Source organism: Bacillus sp. WC2507, from assembly GCF_052656125.1.
On record NZ_JBQXPN010000001.1, the window covers coordinates 3,914,790 to 3,936,806 of the forward strand.

The 22,017-nt window shown below is 35.9% G+C and carries 16 protein-coding genes, 1 riboswitch and 1 other annotated feature; of the genes, 5 read left to right on the top strand and 11 right to left on the bottom strand.

Annotated elements, in window-relative coordinates:
* Positions 1–2 precede the first annotated feature (2 nt).
* Genes ACUN28_RS20615 through ACUN28_RS20625 form a run of 3 tightly spaced genes read right to left on the bottom strand, consistent with a single transcriptional unit; the run spans position 3 to position 3,157 of the window.
* Positions 3–1,628 (bottom strand): YndJ family protein, encoded by a 1,626-nt coding sequence (locus ACUN28_RS20615; protein WP_016088428.1) that lies wholly within the window; start codon positions 1,626–1,628, stop codon positions 3–5.
* A gap of 5 nt (positions 1,629–1,633) precedes the next feature.
* Entirely contained in the window at positions 1,634–2,245 is a 612-nt protein-coding gene (locus ACUN28_RS20620) for a DUF4166 domain-containing protein (protein ID WP_016088429.1), read from the bottom strand.
* A 3-nt stretch (positions 2,246–2,248) separates the two neighbouring features.
* Positions 2,249–3,157 (bottom strand): DoxX-like family protein, encoded by a 909-nt coding sequence (locus tag ACUN28_RS20625; protein WP_016088430.1) that lies wholly within the window; start codon positions 3,155–3,157, stop codon positions 2,249–2,251.
* Between the two features lie 193 nt (positions 3,158–3,350).
* Positions 3,351–3,537: riboswitch (Lysine riboswitch) on the top strand.
* 202 nt (positions 3,538–3,739) lie between these two features.
* On the opposite strand from ACUN28_RS20625, the gene ACUN28_RS20630 reads away from it, so the two are divergent.
* Positions 3,740–4,969 (top strand): aspartate kinase, encoded by a 1,230-nt coding sequence (locus ACUN28_RS20630; protein WP_016088431.1) that lies wholly within the window; start codon positions 3,740–3,742, stop codon positions 4,967–4,969.
* 408 nt (positions 4,970–5,377) lie between these two features.
* Positions 5,378–5,830, top strand: coding sequence for a VOC family protein (locus ACUN28_RS20635; RefSeq protein ID WP_000184018.1), 453 nt, complete (start codon positions 5,378–5,380; stop codon positions 5,828–5,830).
* 233 nt (positions 5,831–6,063) lie between these two features.
* Here ACUN28_RS20635 and ACUN28_RS20640 read toward each other — a convergent pair whose 3' ends face one another.
* Complete coding sequence (locus tag ACUN28_RS20640) at positions 6,064–6,504, bottom strand: helix-turn-helix domain-containing protein (protein WP_016088432.1); 441 nt, start codon at positions 6,502–6,504, stop codon at positions 6,064–6,066.
* A 144-nt stretch (positions 6,505–6,648) separates the two neighbouring features.
* Positions 6,649–7,632 (bottom strand): aspartate--ammonia ligase, encoded by a 984-nt coding sequence (gene asnA, locus ACUN28_RS20645; RefSeq protein WP_016088433.1) that lies wholly within the window; start codon positions 7,630–7,632, stop codon positions 6,649–6,651.
* 70 nt (positions 7,633–7,702) lie between these two features.
* Positions 7,703–7,961, bottom strand: a binding site (T-box leader).
* A 406-nt stretch (positions 7,962–8,367) separates the two neighbouring features.
* On the opposite strand from asnA, the gene ACUN28_RS20650 reads away from it, so the two are divergent.
* On the top strand, positions 8,368–8,502 hold the full coding sequence (locus tag ACUN28_RS20650) for a DUF3934 domain-containing protein (protein WP_000047588.1): 135 nt from the start codon (positions 8,368–8,370) through the stop codon (positions 8,500–8,502).
* A 100-nt stretch (positions 8,503–8,602) separates the two neighbouring features.
* Here the strand turns inward: ACUN28_RS20650 and ACUN28_RS20655 are convergent, their stop codons facing one another.
* The 6 genes from ACUN28_RS20655 to ACUN28_RS20680 form a co-directional block, all read right to left on the bottom strand.
* A complete protein-coding gene (locus tag ACUN28_RS20655; protein ID WP_016088434.1) occupies positions 8,603–11,809 on the bottom strand; it encodes a DEAD/DEAH box helicase in 3,207 nt (1,068 codons plus the stop codon).
* 117 nt (positions 11,810–11,926) lie between these two features.
* Positions 11,927–12,859 carry a response regulator gene (locus tag ACUN28_RS20660; RefSeq protein WP_016088435.1) on the bottom strand — a complete coding sequence of 311 codons (933 nt, stop codon included), beginning with the start codon at positions 12,857–12,859 and terminating at the stop codon, positions 11,927–11,929.
* A 2-nt stretch (positions 12,860–12,861) separates the two neighbouring features.
* Positions 12,862–14,160 (bottom strand): sensor histidine kinase, encoded by a 1,299-nt coding sequence (locus ACUN28_RS20665; protein ID WP_088083582.1) that lies wholly within the window; start codon positions 14,158–14,160, stop codon positions 12,862–12,864.
* Between the two features lie 64 nt (positions 14,161–14,224).
* Complete coding sequence (gene malS, locus ACUN28_RS20670; protein ID WP_016088437.1) at positions 14,225–15,937, bottom strand: oxaloacetate-decarboxylating malate dehydrogenase; 1,713 nt, start codon at positions 15,935–15,937, stop codon at positions 14,225–14,227.
* Positions 15,938–16,012: 75 nt separating this feature from the next.
* Positions 16,013–17,452 carry an aspartate ammonia-lyase gene (aspA, locus tag ACUN28_RS20675; RefSeq protein ID WP_016088438.1) on the bottom strand — a complete coding sequence of 480 codons (1,440 nt, stop codon included), beginning with the start codon at positions 17,450–17,452 and terminating at the stop codon, positions 16,013–16,015.
* A 24-nt stretch (positions 17,453–17,476) separates the two neighbouring features.
* Complete coding sequence (locus ACUN28_RS20680; protein ID WP_016088439.1) at positions 17,477–18,748, bottom strand: cation:dicarboxylate symporter family transporter; 1,272 nt, start codon at positions 18,746–18,748, stop codon at positions 17,477–17,479.
* Between the two features lie 696 nt (positions 18,749–19,444).
* Here ACUN28_RS20680 and ACUN28_RS20685 point away from each other — a divergent pair.
* Positions 19,445–20,800: an RNA-guided endonuclease TnpB family protein gene (locus tag ACUN28_RS20685; RefSeq protein WP_016136610.1), complete on the top strand. Its 1,356-nt coding sequence runs from the start codon at positions 19,445–19,447 to the stop codon at positions 20,798–20,800.
* Positions 20,801–21,113: 313 nt separating this feature from the next.
* Positions 21,114–21,857: a UMP kinase gene (gene pyrH, locus ACUN28_RS20690; RefSeq protein ID WP_016088441.1), complete on the top strand. Its 744-nt coding sequence runs from the start codon at positions 21,114–21,116 to the stop codon at positions 21,855–21,857.
* Positions 21,858–22,017 lie beyond the last annotated feature (160 nt).

Sequence of the window (22,017 nt, forward strand, 5' to 3'; positions counted from 1 at the left end):
TCTTACTTCCCTTCTATTTTCTTAATCTCATAATCAATTTCTAAAAACTTAACTCCAAATATCCACATTCTATGATTAGCTTCTAATATGTGATTCGTGCCCTCTTTAATAACAAAAGTCTCTGCTAACGGTAAACGTATTGTAAAGAAACGCGTATGTAAATATATCCCCTCATCTCCCTTACCATTTCTTCTCAGCTTACTAGTAATGATTAAATCATTACTCTTATTACATAATTTCAAAACCCCTGTCATATTCGAATATGGTAAAGGTAATCCGATATTCATGTATGTCTCATTCTCATGTGTATGTTTTGAGTAAAGAGCTAAAAAAATAGATTCTCCTGCTTCATTTTTTCTTAGCCAAGCCCTTACATCCTCTCTTCCATCCTTCTCATCTATTATCCCAACGATAGAGCCATGCATCGTTTCCCACTTGCCGCCCATTCCTAAATGTATTTGTTCGATACGTTTACTCATTTTCTCATAGCAAAATGCAAGCGGGCGGAACCAACGATTCCATTTAATATGCGATTTTAACTCATACTCTTTTGTATTTTCATAAAATCGAATAATACTTAAAGGAATCTTCTTCGTGTCAAATACCTCACTATGAAAATCATTCATTTTATCAACTAAACCTTTGTATTCCTTGCTATCTATTAAATGTCTGTTATATAAAAACGCTTCCCCAACTGTCGCATTTCCTCTTAACCTGCTCATTGGTTTCCCGTAATATTTATAATTCGGAGCATTCTTTTCAATCATCCAACCGACAAATGCTGGTAACGCTACTCCAATTCCATTGACAACACCGTGAATCCAAACCATTTGAGCAATTGTAATCGTCATTACATGTGTCAAATTCCCATACGAATATATAAGTGAAAACATAATTGTTACCATGAGTGTACTAGACGATATGATTAGGAGAATCTTTGCACTAATAGCATTAAATTTCGTGCGCCAAACATAAATACCATAACTATAAATCGCACATAAATATAGGAACACTGCAAAAAATTCAAATACCCTTGAGTATGTAATTCCTATTGCAACTGTCATAGGTGAAATGACGATGATAAACATAATAGCATCATACACTTTACTTCTCTTTTCTCTTTTTCTCCCAATTAAACCAGCTGATAACGGCAATAAAAATGCCGAATAATGAAAATGTGCAGCGGTAAGCAAAACAATATCAGAACTAAAGTCCATAATGGAAAGCTTTGCTACTGAAGCAAAAAACCAAAAACCACCTAAAAACAAATACATAAACGCACTATCGATAGCCGTCTCTTCTAACGGTTTCCATCCTCTTTCTAGCAATCTACTTGCACCAAATAACGCAACAATTCCTGTATATACAAACCAAAGTAGTGCAAAGAAATAGTGATTTGTTACGAAAGCTAGCATTGCACTAATTGCTGCGATTGGAAATAAAAGCGATACAAATTTATAAAAGAATACATACGATCCATTTCTTGTTTTCTTATCAATAATGCAAAATGACATCGGTATAAATAACAAAATAGATAATAAAATAATTGCTTCAACTGGGTTTACATTTGACCACTCACATATTAGAAAAATAATATAACAAGCAAGCCCAACTATTATATTTTTCATTCTATTTATTTCCTTTCCACAAATGTTCCCTTATATGAAAATAATGAACCGATTAACGGATTACGTACTTGTACATGAATTCGAAAACATTGTAGTGTTTCATCATAACTTTCTACAATTTTTGCCTCTCCGTATAAAAATCTAGGTAACGGTATTTTTCTTCCAAACATAAAAAACCATTGTTTCTTTGAAGAAATATGCATTGCCCCTACCTCATCAATATGAAAATTCAATGTAGAAACAAGTATGTGCGGTTCACCAAAACAATCCACAATTTCATTATTCTCTTCATCCAACTGCATAACGGCATTAAAATATCTTTTCTTATTGTGAAAATAAAAAGTACGATTCCACCGCACAAGTTCATGTCCATGTTCATCTCGCTCAGCAGTATTATGTATTGTAAATGGCACTTCCTTCCCCCGCTCAGAGAAAAACATACGGAATTTCGATGCAATTTTTAATATTAATTTTACGAAAAAAGAGCCTCCGTAAATTTCATCCATCTTTCCTTCCCCTGTGAAACTATTATCTTCTGTAATCGCATACCGCTTCTGTAATTCTGGATGAAGTTTTTTATAAGTATCTCCTAGTAATCTCTCATAAATATTAGCCATACATTATCCCTTTCTCGTCCTCTTGCAATTTTTTGCACTTGGTAAATTAAAACTATTTATATAACCAACAATCGATAACCCTATCAGTAGGATATTTAATGTAATTGGATTAAACGGCTCTGTAAAGCTTACGATATTCGTAAATCCTGCCGCTATCATTAAGGCTATTAACATAAAAATATGTACGATAAATACTTTTTGTTTTGGAAATGGCAACAGCCATATGACACCAAAAATAATTTCTAGCAATCCAATTATTTTAAGTACAAAAATACTATGTTCAGTTGAACCAATCATCACAGATAGCATCTTTACTTCTTCTGAATGAGTAAAAACTAGTTTCGGCACTATCCCTTGATACATCCATACAAAAGCAAATAAAAAACATACGAGCCAATATGTCATTGTTTTTCTAATTAGTAATCTAGGATGAAGTCCCTTTTCTAACCATAATTTTAAAGCATCAAAACTCCAAGCTGTCGCCCAACCTAATAACGGACGAAACATATAGGAATCTATTACACTCCCTATACGACCAAACCTCGTATCATAATCATATTGCGTCTCAAAATGAATGTGTTCTTCGGTCGGTGTATACTTCCAATAACCACGCCCTATTTGAATAAGAGATAATTTACTATCTGTCCAAAATTTTAAAGAAGAAATTCTTTCACCCGTTTCTTTTCTTATCTCACCTATTGATTCCCCTTCTCCAGCTATTTCAAGTCCAAATCCGATCTTTGTTTTATATAAAAACTTCTGTGGTTCTCCTTCTTTTTTCTCTAAATAAGAAATTTCAGTAAAGCGGGCATCCCACTCTGTATGTATATCTGGTTCCTGCGTATATTCCCATAATTTCTCCATTGTTGTGTTCATTTCTGCCGAAACATAAATAGGCTTTTCCCTCTTCATTCTTCCACCTCCAATGCACTATAAATTTAATGTACATGCAATGAATTTATTTTGCTACATTTTTCACAAACTTCCCCATAAAAAAAGAAAGAATTTTTAAAATATATATAAAACACTTGATTCCCCGAAAAATTTAAATTATTATAAAACAAATGTTACCAACAACTTCATAAATCAAACACTCTCGCCTAAAACGTGAGATAGAGGTTGCGATACTTATGAGTAGTCTAATGGAGACACAGAGATGTCTATGAACTTAGATGAAAGGAAGTATTGCCGAAATTGATAAATTTCTCTGCATTTATCAATTGGGGCTGTTTTCGAATAGAAACAGAACTGTCATATGTACAGACGTGTACGTATGAAGAGCTATCTACAAAAAAGAGATATCATTTTTTATGATATTCCTTTTTTGGCGGTTTTTTTATTAGCTCCGTTTTCTGTTTCCCTTTTCCTGTAACAGCACCATCCTCACTTATTTGAGATGGTGTTTTTTGTTTGTCTTTCTGGTAACTACAGGAGTATTGGGATTTATATATTTCCTAATCTATTCTTAAAAATAGACGAAAGAAGGAATTTGTAATGGAAACAATTGTTCAAAAATTTGGTGGCACTTCTGTCGGAAGCGTCGAACGCATTCAACATGTAGCAAATTTAATTATTGAAGAATATGAACGAGGTCATAGCATTGTCTCTGTCGTTTCAGCAATGGGAAAAAGCACGGATGAACTTGTCGCACTCGCTAACGCTATTACAGAAAATCCAAGTAAACGTGAAATGGATATGCTTCTATCTACAGGAGAACAAGTAACTATTTCATTATTAACGATGGCACTGCAAGCAAAAGGCTATCATGCAATTTCATTAACAGGATGGCAAGCTGGTATTACGACAGAATCTGTACATAGTAATGCACGGATTACTGACATTCATACAGATCGTATTCAATCTTATCTTGCCGAAGGCACGATTGTTATTATAGCTGGGTTCCAAGGAGTCAGTGAAGAACATGAAATTACAACACTTGGACGCGGTGGCTCTGATACAACTGCTGTTGCATTAACCGCTGCACTGAAAGCAAAAAAATGTGATATTTACACGGATGTGACAGGCGTATACACGACGGACCCACGAGTTGTAAAAGACGCTTATAAATTAGATGAAATTTCTTATGACGAAATGTTAGAACTTGCAAACCTCGGTGCTGGTGTATTACACCCGCGTGCGGTTGAGTTTGCTAAAAATCATAATGTCGTTTTAGAAGTTCGCTCAAGTATGGAACAAGAAAACGGAACAATTGTAAAAGGAGAATGTAACATGGAACAACAATCAATCGTTAAAGGTATTGCATTTGAAGATAATATTACACGCGTCACAATGAAAGGATTGGAACAAGGTGCACTTTCAACAGTTTTCTCTACATTAGCAGCGGCACATATTAATGTAGATATCATCATTCAAAGTATTACAAATGAAGGAACTGTTCACCTCTCCTTCTCAATCCACTCTAATGATTTAAGAGAAACTTTAGAGGTATTGGAACAAAATCAAGAAACACTACACTATGAATCTGTAGAATATGAAAATCATTTAGCAAAAGTATCAATTGTAGGATCAGGTATGGTATCTAACCCAGGTGTCGCTGCGAATATGTTCACTACTTTAAAAGAAGAAAATATTCATATTAAAATGGTAAGTACATCAGAAATTAAAGTGTCTGTCGTTATTGACCGCCTTCATTTAGTAACAGGTGTGGAGGCACTGCATCAATCATTTATGGCGAAAGTTGAGCCTTTGGTTCAGATGAGTTAATTTTACATTTGGATTACAGCTTACAAACCCATATTAATCTATTTCCTTCCTATATAAATAGAAAGCTGTTTGCTTTGTATAGAGTGACAAGAAAGTTATTTACAACAATCGAGCCATTTGCGTACAGGATAGGAATATTTTGTGGGAAACTCGAAGTTATTTTATCGAATAGCAACTACATTATCAAATTCTTGAAATGATAGCATTCACGAAATAAAGTTCGCGCATATTTCAATAGTAGAGGATTTAGGAAGTGTTGTTCGTTAACAAGGTGTTATATACTATACCCGAAAACACTTTGTCACATTTTCCTACACTGTGACAAGGTGTTTTTTGTTTAGAAGAGATTTTAGTATAATTATAAGGATAATTAGATAATAAATTTATACATATAAGGAGATAAAGACTATGACAAACAACAGATTACTACGAATGGACAATGTCAGCATCGTTGTAGAATCCCTTGATAACGCAATCTCTTTCTTCGAGGAGATTGGCTTGAATCTCGAAGGGCGAGCTACTGTTGAAGGTGAATGGGCTGGTCGCGTAACAGGACTCGGTTCCCAGTGCGTAGAGATTGCTATGATGGTTACGCCAGATGGTCACAGCCGAATTGAACTTTCGCGATTTCTCACCCCACCTACTATAGCAGATCACCGGGCAGCTCCTGTAAACGCCCTCGGTTATCTGCGCGTCATGTTCACCGTTGAAGACATTGATGAAATGGTATCCAGACTTACTAAGCATGGTGCAGAGCTCGTTGGCGAAGTAGTTCAGTATGAGAACTCGTATCGACTCTGCTACATTCGTGGAACCGAAGGAATTTTAATCGGTTTAGCGGAAGAACTCGGTAACAAATAAGTAGGTGATGTTTTATAAAAAACCTTTACTGAAGTGAAAATATTTGAAGAAAATTCTTATTCAATAAAAAGAGCACTATTGTTGAATAAAACTTAGATTTTTAACCCCGTCCTAGCTTTAGAACGGGGTTATGCTTGTTTGAAATTTTTAACATACTATCAACATCCCAAAATCATTATAAAACAATTCAATTACTTGTTATACCCTTTCCTAGGAAATATAACGGACTCTTCTCACTTCTTATCATATATATCTTTTCTATTAAAAAACGATCGGAACTCATTCAAAATAACTTTCTTCATGTCAGTGTAAAAAACCATCATGAATAGTGAAATTCCTAATAAGATCTCTTGCATTCCTTCATAATCAATGAAAGCACTCACAATTAGCAAACCACATCCAATATAAAAACCAAATTCATTCTCTTTCTCAAAATCCTCATCTTCTTCATCAATATGTATTTTTTCTTTTAAATCTTGATTACCTTTTATTAATTCATCAAGTGTAACATTATACATTTCGCTCAATAAAATCAAATTTTCAATATCCGGAAAGCTTTTATCATTTTCCCACTTATACACTGCTTGCCTCGTCACACCAATCTTTTTAGCAACATCCTCTTGCGAAAACCCCTTTAGTTCTCGTAATTTTTTCAGCTGTTCTCCTATGCTCATAACGTCCCCTCCTTTAACAAATTATTACATAAAAAGAGATATAAATGAAAGAAACCATTAGTAAAACTCTCTGTAAACCACTCGTTTACACAACAAAAAAGGGAGGATAGCTCTATCCCTGAGCTACTCTCCCTCATAATTCTATTAAAACAGATGAATGTTTTCTTTCTTGCAAGCTTCACGTAAATCGTCAGGCCATACAGAAGATTGAACTTCACCAATATGTGCTTTACGTAGGAAGTACATGCACATTCTTGATTGTCCGATACCACCGCCAATTGTTAATGGTAGTACGTCTTCTAATATCCCTTTATGGAAATCATACTCACGTTTGAAATCTTCACCCGTTTTCGTTAACTGTTCATCAAGTGATTTACTATCAACACGAATTCCCATTGATGATAATTCGAATGAAGATTGTAGTACTGGGTGCCAGAATAAAATATCACCGTTTAATTTCCAATCATCGTAATCAGCTGCGCGTCCGTCATGCTTTTCACCTGAACGAAGTGCATCACCAATCCCTATAATAAAGACTGCACCGTGTTCTTTTGCAATTGCATGTTCACGATCTTTCGGTGTCAATTCTGGATATTTATCTTCTAGTTCTTGGGAAGTGATGAAAACAACTTCTTCTGGTAAATACTTTCCAAGGAACGGATATTTTTCAAACAAGTGATCTTCTAAATCTTTGAATATTCCATAAATTGTTTGTACTGTTTCTTGCAAGTAGTCTACAGTGCGCCATTCTTTTTGAACAATTTTTTCCCAATCCCATTGGTCAACGTAAATGGAATGTGTTTCATCAAGTTCCTCATCACGACGAATTGCGTTCATGTTTGTATATAAACCTTCACCAGCTTCATATCCGTATTCATGTAATGCGAATCTTTTCCACTTCGCTAGTGAATGCACAATTTCTAATTCTTCTCCTGAATGTAACATATCAAATTCAATTGGACGTTCTACACCGTTTAAGTGATCATTTAATCCTGATTTTTTCGTTACGAATAATGGTGCAGATACACGGAATAGTTCAAGGCGTTTTGCTAATTGATCCTCGAAAAATGTTTTAACTTCCTTAATTGCGATTTGAGTCTCTCTTACTGTCATTAATGATTGATACATGGTGGTTTCCTCCTAAAATGTTTGGATGTTGTGAAAAGAAGCCAACAAAAAAAGCCCTTCTTTCCCAAAAAACTGGGACGAAAGGCTTTGGTTCCGCGGTACCACCCAAATTAGCAACAGAGGTTGCTCACTTATACAGTACGGAGATGAAATATCTCGATACTGTTCTTCTTGTAACGGCGAAGTTCCCGGCTAAGTCTACTTTCCTATAAAGGATTTCGGTTAGCAACTCCAGGAGGTTCTTCATAATAGGCTTCGTATCAGGCTCGCACCACCCCTGACTCGCTTAGACTACATCCTACTACTACTCGTCCTTTCATAGTCGTTTTGTTGTCACATCTCTGAAACATTTTATTAATGATTATTCTATACAAAAAATAAAGAAAGTCAACAAAAAGTTTTAAAATATTTTTCAATTCTTTATTTTACGGCTTTATTGATTGTTTCCAATATACCCTCTTTACTTCTTTTGCCTTGTCAATCCCAAAAATGTTTCACTAACCGAGACTAACATATACACAACAAGTAATGTAATCGTTCGAAATATAGAATCCGCAGTATTTCGTATTATTTTCATTTTCTTTGTAATTCCTTTCAGTTTACTTGCAAATTCATGTTATACTATAGCATTCAAGCAGTTTATTTTTACTTAAAGTAATCATAGTCATTTATAAAGAGTATTTTCTAAATCATTGACTATTATCAAATAAGATTTTTATATAACGGAGTGATCATATGAGCAAAACGAAAGCAAAACCGAAAAAAGGTGTAGGACAAGGTACAGGAAGTAAAGGATGGAATCGTTGGCAATCAAGTGCAAAGAAAAAGGCAGCTGCAAAGCCATACAAAAGTAAAGGTACAAAGAAGTAAAATAAATAGTGTCTTATTTCTTTACTTTGTTCAAAACAAAATATTATTATTACAACAAAAAGCTATGCTCTCATAAATTTGAAAGCATAGCTTTTTCATATTAAATCATTAGAATATCTCGTATTTCTTCCTCCGTAATAGAAGATAATTTCTCTTCTCCCGGCTCAATCACTTCAGCGATTAAATTTTTCTTACTCTCTTGCAGTTCATGCATCTTTTCCTCAATTGTGCCGTGAGCCACTAATTTAATAACTTGTACCGTATTTTTTTGTCCCATTCGATATGCTCTATCTGCTGCTTGTTGTTCAACAGCTGGATTCCACCATAAATCGTACAATATAACTGTATCGGCACCCGTTAAGTTAAGGCCTGTACCACCAGCTTTTAAAGAAATGAGAAATAGGTCTCCTTCGCCTTCGTTAAACCGATCACATAGCTCTACACGTTCTTGCGAAGGGGTATTTCCGTCTAAATAAAAGTATGGAATTGCTTGACGATTTAACTCACGGCCAATAATGGAAAGCATCTTCGTGAATTGAGAAAAGATAAGAATTCTCTTCCCTGTACTTCTACATTCCTCTAAAATCTCTAACAGTTGTTCAAATTTAGCTGAACTGCCCTTATAATCATCAACAAACAAAGCAGGGTGACAACAAATTTGGCGTAATCTTGTTAATCCCGCTAAAACTCTAATTTTATTTTTGCGTAACGTATCTTTATCTAAATGTTTTAACGTTTCTTCTCTTAACTTGGCTAGATAAGCAGCATAGAGACTTTTTTGATCGGGTAATAACTCCGATGACTGTATATGCTCTATTTTATCAGGAAGCTCCTGTAATACGTCCCCTTTTAATCGCCTTAATACGAATGGTTTCACTCGCTTCGCTATATCTTCACGTCTTAAATCACCGAACTCTTTTCTTCCTGGTAATAATTCCGGGAATACGACATGAAAGATAGACCATAGCTCTTCTAATGAATTTTCTACAGGTGTCCCTGTTAATCCGAAACGATATTCAGCTTGAATCGTTTTCACTGCTCTTGCAGTTTGTGTTGTAGGGTTTTTAAATGCCTGTGCTTCATCAAGAAATAGCGTATGAAATGGCCTCGCATACGATTTTATATCTCTTCTCAGTAATGGATATGACGTAATTACGACATCAAATTCTGTTATACCTTTTAATATTTTTCGGCGCTCTGCTTGATTTCCATCGGCAATAACCGCTCTAATATGCGGGGCAAATTTTTTCAATTCACTAAGCCAGTTATAAACAAGTGATGACGGTGAAACGACTAATATGGGCAGCTTCTTCTCTCGAATTTCAGGCAACACAGAATCTATATAAGCAATACTTTGCAACGTTTTTCCAAGTCCCATATCATCTGCTAAAATACCGCCAAAACGGTAATAGGCGAGTGTTTTCATCCACTCGAATCCGTATATTTGATACTCTCTCATTACAGCATGTAAAGTTTGCGGCACTGTAAACTTTAATTTTTTCGGATTTTGAATGCTTTCAACTAACTCTTGAACAGACTCGTCTAAACTTAAAACGTTTCCTTCATGAAGTCCGTTCATCCATTTTACACTCCGAATAAGTGGAACATTCACTTCTTCCCCATGTAAAAATTCTTTCCGAATACCTGATTCTTTTACAAACTGATTAATTTCATTAAACTCTTTACTCTCCAGTGATAATAACGAACCATTCGCTAATCGATAATATTTACGTTTCTCTTCAAGAGCCGCTAATACACCTTTAATTTCAGCTTCCGGTATTCCTTTTATATCAAAACGAAATGACAACCAATCAATTCTTTCTTTTCTTCTTACTCTAATAAGAGGAGCTGTATCCCCTTTATGAATACGTAATTTAATTGCTGTCGTCGCGTAAATATCAACTAAGCCTTTTAACGTTGGAACGACGTGATATAAAAAGTTATACTCAGCCTCTTCATTATGCATAAAGTAACCACCTTCTGTTTTCGCGAAGGCACTTTCACTCATAACGTCTAAAATCTCTTTTTCCTTTTTCTCATCACGATTAAAAACTGACGGCTGCCCGTCTTCTTCTAGCGGATTAATCATGACGTTTCCATAATGGAATTCAAGACCTGCTAACAAACGATTTTTCACACGATCTAAATACAGTTTTGCTTTTAGCGACGGCGTTTCAACACGATCTGATATCACTTCATCAATGCGTACTGTTCCAAGTTTCATTAATCCTGGCACAACTTTCGCTACGAAATGTTCCATCTTACTTTCAGGAATATAAAACTGATTGCTATTTGAGCGATTCATCATCTTTTGCAATTCAATAAGTCGCATACAATCTTCCATAGGTAAATGATATAATTTCCCATCGTAAAGAGCGTTGTTATACATTTCCATAACTTGAACACGATTTAGGCCGTCTATATGAAGTGTAAATCCGCCATTATTTCCCTTCGTAAATTCAAAGTGTAACGGCAACAAACCTTTTGAAACTTGTAATCCCTGAAACTGTTGTTCATTTTGTTTCAGCTGTACATACTCAACTTTAGAAAGTGAAGAGAGCATGTCTTTCCATGAAGCTGGCGGTATAAATATCATACTTTCATCTTGTTTCGCATGTACTTCTAACGCATCTTCATACATTTTTTCATTATGATACATTTTAATCAGCTGCTGAATAACCGCATCCGTTTCTTGCCTGAAGCTATGTACATCTGGTGTATATGTAAATTCATTAGAACAATGAAAAGTCTCTCTCTTCTCCACTTTAGAAAGAAATTCTCTAATATGATTTATAAAATATGTTTTCGCAAGTTTTAACTGAATTCCAAGAAGAGCCCCACCACTTTTCGTCGCTACTGGTGAACATATAAACGCAACATCTAATATTTCACGTGTATCAAAACGGTGTTGTTTACTTTTGGGCCTCAGTGGTTTGTCTGCAAACAACTGAAACATCCCATTCGTTAATTGATCATTTCCGCTCATATTTTCACTACTAGCAGGGAGCATGCCACCCGTTTGCTGATTATAATTGATTTGTATTAATACGGCTGCAACATGTTGACAGTACGTTTGAAAAGACGCTAACGAAGGACAACTACAGCTCGCAACAACATCACCTTTTTTAGCTTTTTCTACTGTAACATGAAAATCTTCGTTCCCTTTTACCGTCGCTTCGCAAATTCCTTTCGTTTCATCATAATGATCCACGATTACTTTATTTGATTTATAATAAGCTTCCCCTCTTTTATATGAGGTCTCTCCGCATACTTCTTTTATAATCGATTTATTTAATGTAAAACTCATTGTTTTGACACTTCCTTAATGTAAAACCATTTTCTCTTACTTAACATTTTACATGCTCCACGAGAAAATATAAAATGTTGATTTAACAAAAAAAGATGCCTATTTATAAGCACCTTTTCACTCTATCTCCATCAGCCGTTTCGCCTCAAAATACAACACTTGAATAAATTTTTTCGTATTAATTCGTATATGGCCAGAAGTTGCTATTTCATCCTTTGTCATTTCTGTCATTCGTTTTCTAACTACAGTGAAATCAAAAAACTTCGGAGCATAACTTTCAAATTTCGGATTTGAAAAGTCTGTTAGTCCGAGGGAAGCTAAATGATTCAATGATTGATAAATCGCTCTTCTTACACGTTGTTCAGATGCTTTTCTCTCCTTATCTATATCTGCATCCGAAGCTATATGATCTAATTTTTTTAATGTTATTTGGTGAAAGATATCTTTTAACGCAGGAAATCCAAATTCAAATGTTTGCGCCTTTTCTTGTCCATATAAATATTCCAGCATACTAAGTAAATCTTTACTGCCATTCTCTCCCGCAATACCGAGTTCAGATAGTAAAAAGCGTCCTGAATCTGATATCTTTTTCCCTTCTTGCACCGGTTCATTGCGCATTTGCGGCTGCTCCCACTGAAACACGTTATTCAATGATTTTTGAATATCATGTATGGAACGCTCCAAGCGAATCCGTTCCATTACTTTTCGTACGACAGATTCAAGTTCAATTTTGTTTAGTGGTTTCGTGATATAATACTCCACACCAAGTGTATACGCCTCACCAATGAGCTGTTTCGATTCAACTTGAGAAATCATAATAATTTTCCCATTGTATGAAGGTGCTATATGGCGAACTGTTTCAATGCCATCTCTCATTGGCATGAGTAAATCAATAAATAAAATATCTACTTTTTTATAATTTAGCTGTTCTGCTTCAATATACGCTCCATCTTCCGATTCTCCAATTACTTCCCCTAGATCGCCATCCTCAATAATTTGCGAAAGCATCGAACGGAAAACTTCATCATCATCTACAATATAATAAAACAAATCTATTCCCCTTCCCGCTTTAAACTGCACTCCGGTAAACAAACGATAAACTTACACCCTTTTCCAGTTTCATTGTCTTCTAACCTTACTTCTCCGCCGAGCTCTGTTACCATTTCGTGTATGTAAGAAAGTCCGATTCCTGTGGACGGTGTTCCCATTTGATCATACTTTGAAGTAAACCCGGGCTTAAATACTAATTTCTTATACTTTTGTGCAATACCAGGGCCATCGTCAATTACTTCAAAGATTACATGTTGCTCTCGTTTATATAACTTAATACGAATAAGACCTCTATCTTCAATTGCCTCTACTGCATTAGCAACTAAGTTATTAAAGATTGATAGCACTGTATACACGTGATATGCAGCGTGCTCACCTTCTATATGTTTAGAAAAACGTATATCTTTCTCTAGCATTTCAGCATACTTTTCATTTATTCTTACAATCATTTCTGTAAGCTCATGTCCTTCTACATACTCAGCCACATTTTTATCTAATAACAGTTTAGATAATCCTGCAAAAATCCTTTGATTATCTTTTTTTATTTCGTGCACTTCTCCTGCTATTTTCAATGCTATTTTACTATTTGAGGCATCGTTCGCTTGTAAATTTCGATATAGTTGATATGCTTCTTGTGTAATCAATTCTGCATTTTGTAACGTTTTTTTCAAATGAACAGATTCTACATATAAATTGGACAAGTGCATTAACATTTTTTCATTTTCTTTTCGAACTTGTGATTCTTTTAATTTCGTTTCATATAAATTCATCATATTTAAAAAGCCAAGCGCAAAGAAACTGCGGAAAATAGCAATAATGATAAGTTTATTCACTTCAGAAACTGTTATTGTTGTACCGAGCACTACCATATGATAAATCGCTAGCTCTGACATACTTGCAATAATTTCAATTGTAATTCCAAGGCATCCAATAACGATTGGTCTCTGATGAAACTTATTCACCCTACAAAGTGAAAAAAGACTTCCATAAATAAAATAATAAAAAAACACAGGATAACGCAAATAAAATGATTCTGTCATATGAAATGAACCTTGCAATACCCAGTCAAGACATACACGGAATAAAACAACACATATACCGACAAGAATGCCTGCAGCTGCTGCTGGAATTCTTCTTAAAAAGAGTAATAAAAAGAAGAAAAGCGGCGTCCCAAAGCTAACGCGAAACGTATCGTTAAAAGGATGAAAATTAAGCTCTCCAGCAATTGGAACAACAACCATTAGTATAATTAAAAGGGATATATCTTTCTTCCATAATTGATTCCAATTCAAAAGTGCCACTTCCTATACTTTTTTTCAATAGTAAAAGTGAAAGCCCGTTTATTATGATAAACGGGCTTTATTTCTATATTCTAACCTTTTCTACCGCTTTTATTTGGCGATACTCTGGTTCCCATATTGCTTCTTTCACTGCAATCTTGATATCATTATCACTTAATTTCACTCTAGCAACACCTTCTGCAACTGCAACTTTCGCTACTTCAATCGCAACCATTTCCGAGATATTACGTAACTCTTCGACTTCTGGTAAGATAGGTGCTCCTGGCTGACTTGTATCTACCATGCTTGCAACCGCTTCAGCTGCTGCTGCGAACATTCCATCCGTCATGACGCTTGCACGAACAACAATTGTACCAAGACCCAGTCCAGGGAAAATAAGTGCGTTATTTGATTGTCCAATTACATACGTTACACCGTTATATGTAACTGGTTCAAATGGACTTCCTGTTGCAACTAATGCTCTTCCCTCTGTCCATTCAATTAAATCTGCTGGTTTTGCTTCAGCAAGTGGCGTCGGATTCGACATTGGTAAAATGATTGGTCTTTCTACGTGAGAAGCCATTTCTTTAATAATCTCTTCTTTAAATGCGCCTGCAACAGTAGATGTACCAATTAAAATTGTCGGTTGTACATGTTTCACAACTTCAGCAAGTCCGATTATATCATTTTCTTTCCACTCACTTACTTCTGCTTCTTTTCTTGCATATGGAATTTGGAAATCAAGAAGATCTTCCATGTTATCTGTAACTAATCCGTTACGGTCAATACACCAGAAACGATTATGTGATTCTTCATCTGATAATCCGGCGCGAACCATCGCATCTCTAACTTGATCTGCGATACCGATTCCAGCCGTACCAGCACCAAACACTACAACGCGGTGTTCACTTAACGGTACACCAGAAGCTTTTACTGCTGATAATACAGCAGCAAGCGAAACTGCACCTGTTCCTTGAATATCATCGTTAAACGTACACACGTCATGGCGATATTTATCTAAAATTTTTCGTGCGTTACGAGAACTGAAATCTTCCCAATGCAGAAGTGCTTTCGGGAATTGTTTATTTACCGCTTGAACAAATGTATCAATATATTCATCGTAAGCTTCACCTGTTATACGAGGGTGACGATTTCCAATATAAAATGGATTGTTTAATAATTCTTCACGATTTGTACCTACATCTAAAATTACCGGTAATACACGGCTAGGATCGATTCCAACTGCAGCCGTATAAACAGCTAATTTTCCGATTGCGATGTTAATACCACCAACGCCCCAGTCACCAATTCCTAATATACCTTCTCCATCTGTTACAACGACTAAATCAATATTTTCTGCTGTTGCACCGATATTGGCGAACGCTTCTTCAATACCTGACGGATCGTTAATTGATAAATACACACCACGTGGTTTACGATATTCATGACTATATCTTTGAATTGCTACACCGACAGTTGGTGTATATACGATCGGTAACATTTCACGTAAATGATCTGTTAAAATACGATAAAATAATACTTCATTTCGATCATGTAATGCCGTTAAGTATACATTCTTTAATAAATCATCCGGCTGAGAACAAAATTGTTCGTATGCTCGGCGCGCTTGTTCTTCTAACGTTAAAACCGCTGGCGGTAATAACCCTTTTAAACCTAATTCTTCTCTCTCTTCTTGCGTGAAAGCGACCCCTTTATTTAAAAGTGGTGTTGATAATACTTCTACTCCTCTTAATGTCGTTTCTAATGAACCATTAGAAGCTACTGTAAACTTACTCATAACATCCCTACCTCTATTCATATATAGCATTTCTATATTGTAAACAAAAAAGAGGGGATTGTCCCCCCTCTTTTTTTAATTTTTCTTTAAAAGAGTTGCTCCTGCAATCCCTGGGTGTGTCATTTCGAATGGATCTAGAATTAACTCTAAATCTTCTTGTGACAATACACCATTTTTCACACAAAGTTCTCGAACGGATTGCCCTGTCGCGATTGCTTCTTTCGCAACGCGAGCTGCTGCTTCATAACCGATATGAGGGTTCACGGCTGTAATAATTCCTACACTCTTCTCAACATACTCTTTTAAGCGATCTTCATTCGCTTCAATTCCTTTTAAGCAATTATCTGTAAAGGCACGGAAACCATTATTCATAATGCTAATTGATTGAAGTAAGTTGAAAACAAGTACTGGTTCCATAACGTTTAATTCTAATTGTCCTGCTTCTGAAGCAAGGCAAATTGTATGGTCGTTACCAATTACTTGGAACGCAATTTGATTAATTACTTCTGGCATAACAGGGTTTACTTTCCCTGGCATAATAGATGAACCTGGTTGACGAGCAGGTAGCATAATTTCCGCTAAACCAACGCGTGGACCTGATGCCATTAAGCGAAGATCATTTGCAATTTTAGACATATTCATCATACATACTTTAAGTGCTGCAGATACTTCTGTGTATGCATCCGTATTTTGCGTTGCATCTACTAAATCTTCTGCACCAACAAGTGGTAGCTCACTAATTGCAGCTAAATGCTTTACAACTGCTTCAATATATTCTGGATCTGCATTTAAGCCTGTACCAACTGCAGTTGCCCCCATGTTCACTTCATATAAGTGTTGACGTGATTGCTGAATTCGTTTCATATCACGTTCAAGTACACGAGAGTACGCTTTAAATTCTTGTCCAAGACGAATTGGCACAGCGTCTTGTAAATGTGTACGACCCATCTTAATCACATGATCGAACTGTTCTGCTTTTAATTCAAATACATCATGCATATAACCCATCGTTTGTAATAAACCTTCTAATGCGTTTAATGTTGCGATATGAATCGCCGTTGGGAATGCATCGTTTGTTGATTGCGCCATGTTTACATGACTATTTGGACTAATATAATGATAGTCTCCCTTTTCCATTCCTAATAATTCAAGAGCACGATTGGCAATGACTTCATTTGCATTCATGTTCATTGAAGTACCTGCTCCGCCTTGGATTGGATCTACGATGAAATGATCATGCCATTTTCCATCAAGAATTTCTTGAGCAGCTTCTGCGATCGCGCCGCCCTTGTTCAATTCCAATCTTCCCACATCTGTATTAGCAAGCGCTGCAGCTTTTTTTACAACTGCGAACGCTCTAATTAAACCTTCATGGATTTTGTATCCTGTAATTGGAAAGTTTTCAACTGCACGCATTGTTTGTACGCCGTAGTATGCATAGTTTGGTACTTCTTTTTCACCTAAAAAATCTTTTTCAATTCGAACACCATTTTTAACTTCAGTTAATGTTGTCATGATTATTCACTCCTTAACGATTTCTTATGCTGCTTTTGTTTCTTTGACTGTTTCTACATATTGTTTTGCTTTCTCATTATCGAATTCGCCTTCCCACTTCGACATAACAATGGCCGCTAATGCATTTCCTAATACATTGACAGCTGAGCGAATCATATCTAAAATGCGGTCAATTCCCGCAATTAACGCGATACCTTCTAGTGGTAACCCCATTGAACCTAATGTTGCTAATACAACAACGAACGATGCACCTGGAACTCCCGCCATACCCTTGGATGTTAACATGAGAACGAATAATAACGTTATTTGCTCCGTCAGTGACATGTGCACACCGTACATTTGTGCAACAAACAATGCCGCTAACGCTTGATAAATAGCCGATCCAGTCAAGTTAAATGTATAACCTGTCGGAATAACGAAAGAGGCAACTGCCTTTGGACAACCGAACTCTTCCATTTTTCTCATTATATTAGGTAAAACAGCTTCTGAACTTGCTGTCGTAAATGAAAGAATAAGTTCTTCTTTTAAAATTTTCATTAATGTAAAAATGTTTACGCCAACCATTCGTGCATTAATACCTAATACAATCACAACGAATAGTATAACAGTTACATATACAGCTAGCACTAGTTTTCCTAAAGGAAGTAATGTTGCTACACCAAATTTTGCAACCGTAACAGCAATTAATGCGAATACACCAAATGGTGCAAATTTCATAACTTGATTTGTAACCCAAAACATCGCTTCGAGTACACCTTCAAAGAAGTTAAAGACAGGCTTTCCTTTCTCCCCAATTGCCGCAACTCCTAAACCGAATAATACTGAGAAGAAAATAATCGGTAATAAGTCACCTTGTGCAATCGATTCAAATACGTTTTTCGGTACAATATGAACAATCGTGTCAGCAAAACCTTTCTTCTCTGTAGCATCTGCTGTTTGTTTATAAGAAGAAATATCACTTTGCTGTAAGTTACTCATATCAACGCCAGTACCTGGTTGGAATATATTTGCCGCAAGTAATCCCATTAAAATAGCGATCGTTGTAATAATTTCGAAATAAAGAATTGTCTTACCGCCCAGTTTCCCAAGCTTCTTCATATCTCCTACACCAGCTACCGCAACAATTAATGCTGAAATAACAATCGGTACTACAATCATTTTAATTAAGTGAATAAATATATCCCCAATTGGTGTGATATAAGAAATCGCCGTTTTATTGCCGTAAAAGATTGCCCCTACCACAATCCCTAAAACAAGCGCGACAAAAATTTGTGTTGCCAATCCGAATTTTTTCATTTATGTTCATCCCCTTCATGCGAACGCTTTCATTTCGTATTTATAAAAGCTTACTCACACATCTTATAGGCGAACCTACAAAATCATACAAAAACCTACAAGTTCGTCACAAAAAATTCGAATTTTTTTCTTATCTTTTTCATTGACACCTTTTCATGAAAAAGAAATAAAATATACTTGATAAGTAATCAGATTGTTTCGTATAATCAAAAAGATATATACTTACAACAAATCGAAATGAAAAGGAGTGGATGATATGAAAAACTATACAAAGCAATTCGTCTTATCTTCTTCTTTTCTTTTTCATTTTCTTAAAAAGGAACAAGGGCATTTGCCTTTGTTCCTTTTTTTATCCTTTTCGGCAAGAAGACTCCCTCCGATTTGTGTTACGGGTGAAACTCAACAATTCAGGTGGAGATGAATTGCTGTCAGAAGGTAGGCTGAACTCTTTTGTTTCGCTCATAATAATTTTTTGAGTGCGAATGTTTGTTTTTTTGTCTTACGATATAATCTGCGTAGATAAGGAGAGGAGGGAATAGATTGTAAGACAACGAAATTGGATAATGATTATCATTCAGCTACTTGAGTCAAAAGGAATTACGATGAAGAACATGTTCGCATGTTGTTTCATTTCGTTCCAAATATGGATTTGTTAAAAAATTTTTAATGATTCCTCTAAGAAAGGCGGTGAAAACAATGGCCAGAAAGAAAGCAGTGAAAGTATTACGTAAACAAAAGAAAAGAGAAATCATACAACGATTCACTCAAAAACAAAATATCGGGCGAGCTTGCTTGACTGCTAAAGACTTCCGCTTACTGCAACGCATGTCACATAGTTCAAAAGCATTGCGAAATGTTGGATTGTACACGATTAAACAAAGTTACTTGAATCATAATAAAATGGCTACTATAAAAGAAGTGGATACTGCCATGCAAGCCGATATGAATTACTGGGGCATTCAATCAAATTCTGTTCAAGCGATTCGTAGAGCCTTATTTACAGAAGTGAAGAGCTTTTTTAAAGCGTTGGAACAGTGGAAGAAAAAACCTGAGAAGTTCACAGGGCGTCCTAAGTTTCCGAATTATTCTCGTTCCACTGACAAACGAATTATTGAAATCTATCAAGTCCCAAAAGTTGATGATAACGGGTATTGGATGATTCCGATGAATGTGGCATTCAGGAAAAAATTCGGTTCCATTAAAATACGTATGCCGAAAAACGTAAGAAATAAAAAAATCTCCTACATTGAGATTGTACCAAAGCAAAAAGGTCGGTTCTTTGAGGTGCATTACACATATGAAATGCACATTTCTCAAATGAAGAAACCATCCACGACTACGAGTAACGCTTTGAGTTGCGATTTAGGTGTAGATAGATTAGTAAGTTGCGTAACAAATACAGGTGATACATTTTTAATTGATGGAAAAAAATTAAAATCCATTAATCAATACTTCAACAAAATGATACGTAATCTGCAACAGAAAAATATGGACAATGGAATTTCAAATCGTATTGTAACGAATAAAATGGCTGCACTTTGGCATAAACGAGAACGACAAATAAATGGTTACATTTCACAAACTGTAGGCCTGTTGTTTAAAGAAGTGAAAGCATATAACATAGATACAATTGTCATAGGGTATAACACTGGCTGGAAACAAAAATCTCATATAGGAAAAAAGAACAATCAAACATTTGCTCAAATCCCGTTCCATAAACTGATTGCAGCAATTGAGAATAAATGCGTAAAAGAAGGCATCCGTTTTTTAAAACAAGAAGAAAGCTATACTTCAAAGGCCAGTTTTCTAGACAAAGATCCGGTTCCAGTTTGGTCTAAGGATGATAGTACGCATTATCGCTTTAGTGGCAAAAGAATCACTCGTGGTCTGTACCAAAGTAAAGTAGGAACATGTATTCATGCTGATATTAATGGTGCATTGAATACATTGGAAAAATCAAGAGTTGTAGAATGGGATGACAATCTTAGAGTGAAAACGCCGATTCTATTAGAAGTGCAAAAACGTAAGGCTGTTGCTTCGTGCATAGCTTAGTGGGTGCGTCAACCATCCATGTGTACTCGACTTGTCGGGGCTTGTAGCACACGCCGGATTCATCTGAGTGGTGGTTTCTTCCACAAGGGAGAACTGCTCTTTTTCGAAAGGGTGGTGCAAGTGGGAAAACTATCGTTCGTTGCCAGTACCAACCAAAAACTTACTTGGGGTGTTACCGTAGGGTGGCATGAATGCTAGAGCGTCAAACTGTCTAGTGATAGAAGAAAAGACCTAGTGTTCTAACTCAAGCCCCCACTGAAACGCTTCATCTCAGTGGGGGGAGTTGACTGCGATCTATATAGGGGGAATTGTTATGAGACCATATAAACGTGTCTTAATTAAATTAAGCGGCGGTGCACTTGCCGATCAAACTGGAAATAGCTTTAACTCCAAACGATTAGAACATATTGCAAACGAAATTTTATCCATTGTTGATTTAGATATCGAAGTATCCATCGTCATCGGTGGCGGTAACATTTTTAGAGGTCATCTAGCTGAAGAATGGGGAATTGATCGCGTAGAAGCTGATAATATCGGTACACTAGGTACAATCATTAACAGCTTAATGCTTCGTGGTGTTTTAACAAGTAAAACAAATAGAGAAGTACGCGTTATGACGTCCATTCCATTTAATGCAGTAGCTGAACCATACATTCGCTTGCGTGCAGTCCACCATTTAGATAACGGCTATATCGTTATCTTTGGAGGCGGAAACGGGCAACCCTTCGTGACGACAGATTATCCAAGCGTACAAAGAGCTATTGAAATGAATAGCGATGCCATATTAGTCGCAAAACAAGGTGTCGATGGCGTCTTTACAAGTGATCCAAAGTATAATAAATCAGCAAAAATGTACAGCAAACTAAACTATAATGATGTTGTTAGGCAAAACATTCAAGTCATGGATCAAGCCGCTTTACTACTTGCCCGTGATTATAATTTACCAGCACATGTCTTTAACTTTGATGAGCCTGGCGTGATGAAAAGAATTTGTTTAGGTGAACATGTTGGGACGTTAATTAATGATGATGTTTCGATGCTGGTGCATGAAAAATAATATTTTTTATCGGAAGTTTTGTTCATCTCCAGGAATTATTAGCCTTTTACAAGCAATTGATCTCTCACCTCGCCTCTTTGCTTCAGCCGAATTTTGAGGTGGGAATCTTACTGCTCGTTAATGCAGGATAAATAGTCCCCTACTTTGTATAACAAGGGGA

What these genes read in the sequence shown, in the direction of transcription:
- asnA (WP_016088433.1), bottom strand. Translation starts at nt 7,632, where the DNA reads ATGTATCAATCATTAATGACAGTAAGAGAGACTCAAATCGCAATTAAG.
- pyrH (WP_016088441.1), top strand. Translation starts at nt 21,114, where the DNA reads ATGAGACCATATAAACGTGTCTTAATTAAATTAAGCGGCGGTGCACTT.
- ACUN28_RS20640 (WP_016088432.1), bottom strand. Translation starts at nt 6,504, where the DNA reads ATGAGCATAGGAGAACAGCTGAAAAAATTACGAGAACTAAAGGGGTTT.
- aspA (WP_016088438.1), bottom strand. Translation starts at nt 17,452, where the DNA reads ATGACAACATTAACTGAAGTTAAAAATGGTGTTCGAATTGAAAAAGAT.
- ACUN28_RS20635 (WP_000184018.1), top strand. Translation starts at nt 5,378, where the DNA reads ATGACAAACAACAGATTACTACGAATGGACAATGTCAGCATCGTTGTA.
- ACUN28_RS20615 (WP_016088428.1), bottom strand. Translation starts at nt 1,628, where the DNA reads ATGAAAAATATAATAGTTGGGCTTGCTTGTTATATTATTTTTCTAATA.
- ACUN28_RS20685 (WP_016136610.1), top strand. Translation starts at nt 19,445, where the DNA reads ATGGCCAGAAAGAAAGCAGTGAAAGTATTACGTAAACAAAAGAAAAGA.
- ACUN28_RS20650 (WP_000047588.1), top strand. Translation starts at nt 8,368, where the DNA reads ATGAGCAAAACGAAAGCAAAACCGAAAAAAGGTGTAGGACAAGGTACA.
- ACUN28_RS20630 (WP_016088431.1), top strand. Translation starts at nt 3,740, where the DNA reads ATGGAAACAATTGTTCAAAAATTTGGTGGCACTTCTGTCGGAAGCGTC.
- malS (WP_016088437.1), bottom strand. Translation starts at nt 15,937, where the DNA reads ATGAGTAAGTTTACAGTAGCTTCTAATGGTTCATTAGAAACGACATTA.
- ACUN28_RS20655 (WP_016088434.1), bottom strand. Translation starts at nt 11,809, where the DNA reads ATGAGTTTTACATTAAATAAATCGATTATAAAAGAAGTATGCGGAGAG.
- ACUN28_RS20625 (WP_016088430.1), bottom strand. Translation starts at nt 3,157, where the DNA reads ATGAAGAGGGAAAAGCCTATTTATGTTTCGGCAGAAATGAACACAACA.
- ACUN28_RS20620 (WP_016088429.1), bottom strand. Translation starts at nt 2,245, where the DNA reads ATGGCTAATATTTATGAGAGATTACTAGGAGATACTTATAAAAAACTT.
- ACUN28_RS20680 (WP_016088439.1), bottom strand. Translation starts at nt 18,748, where the DNA reads ATGAAAAAATTCGGATTGGCAACACAAATTTTTGTCGCGCTTGTTTTA.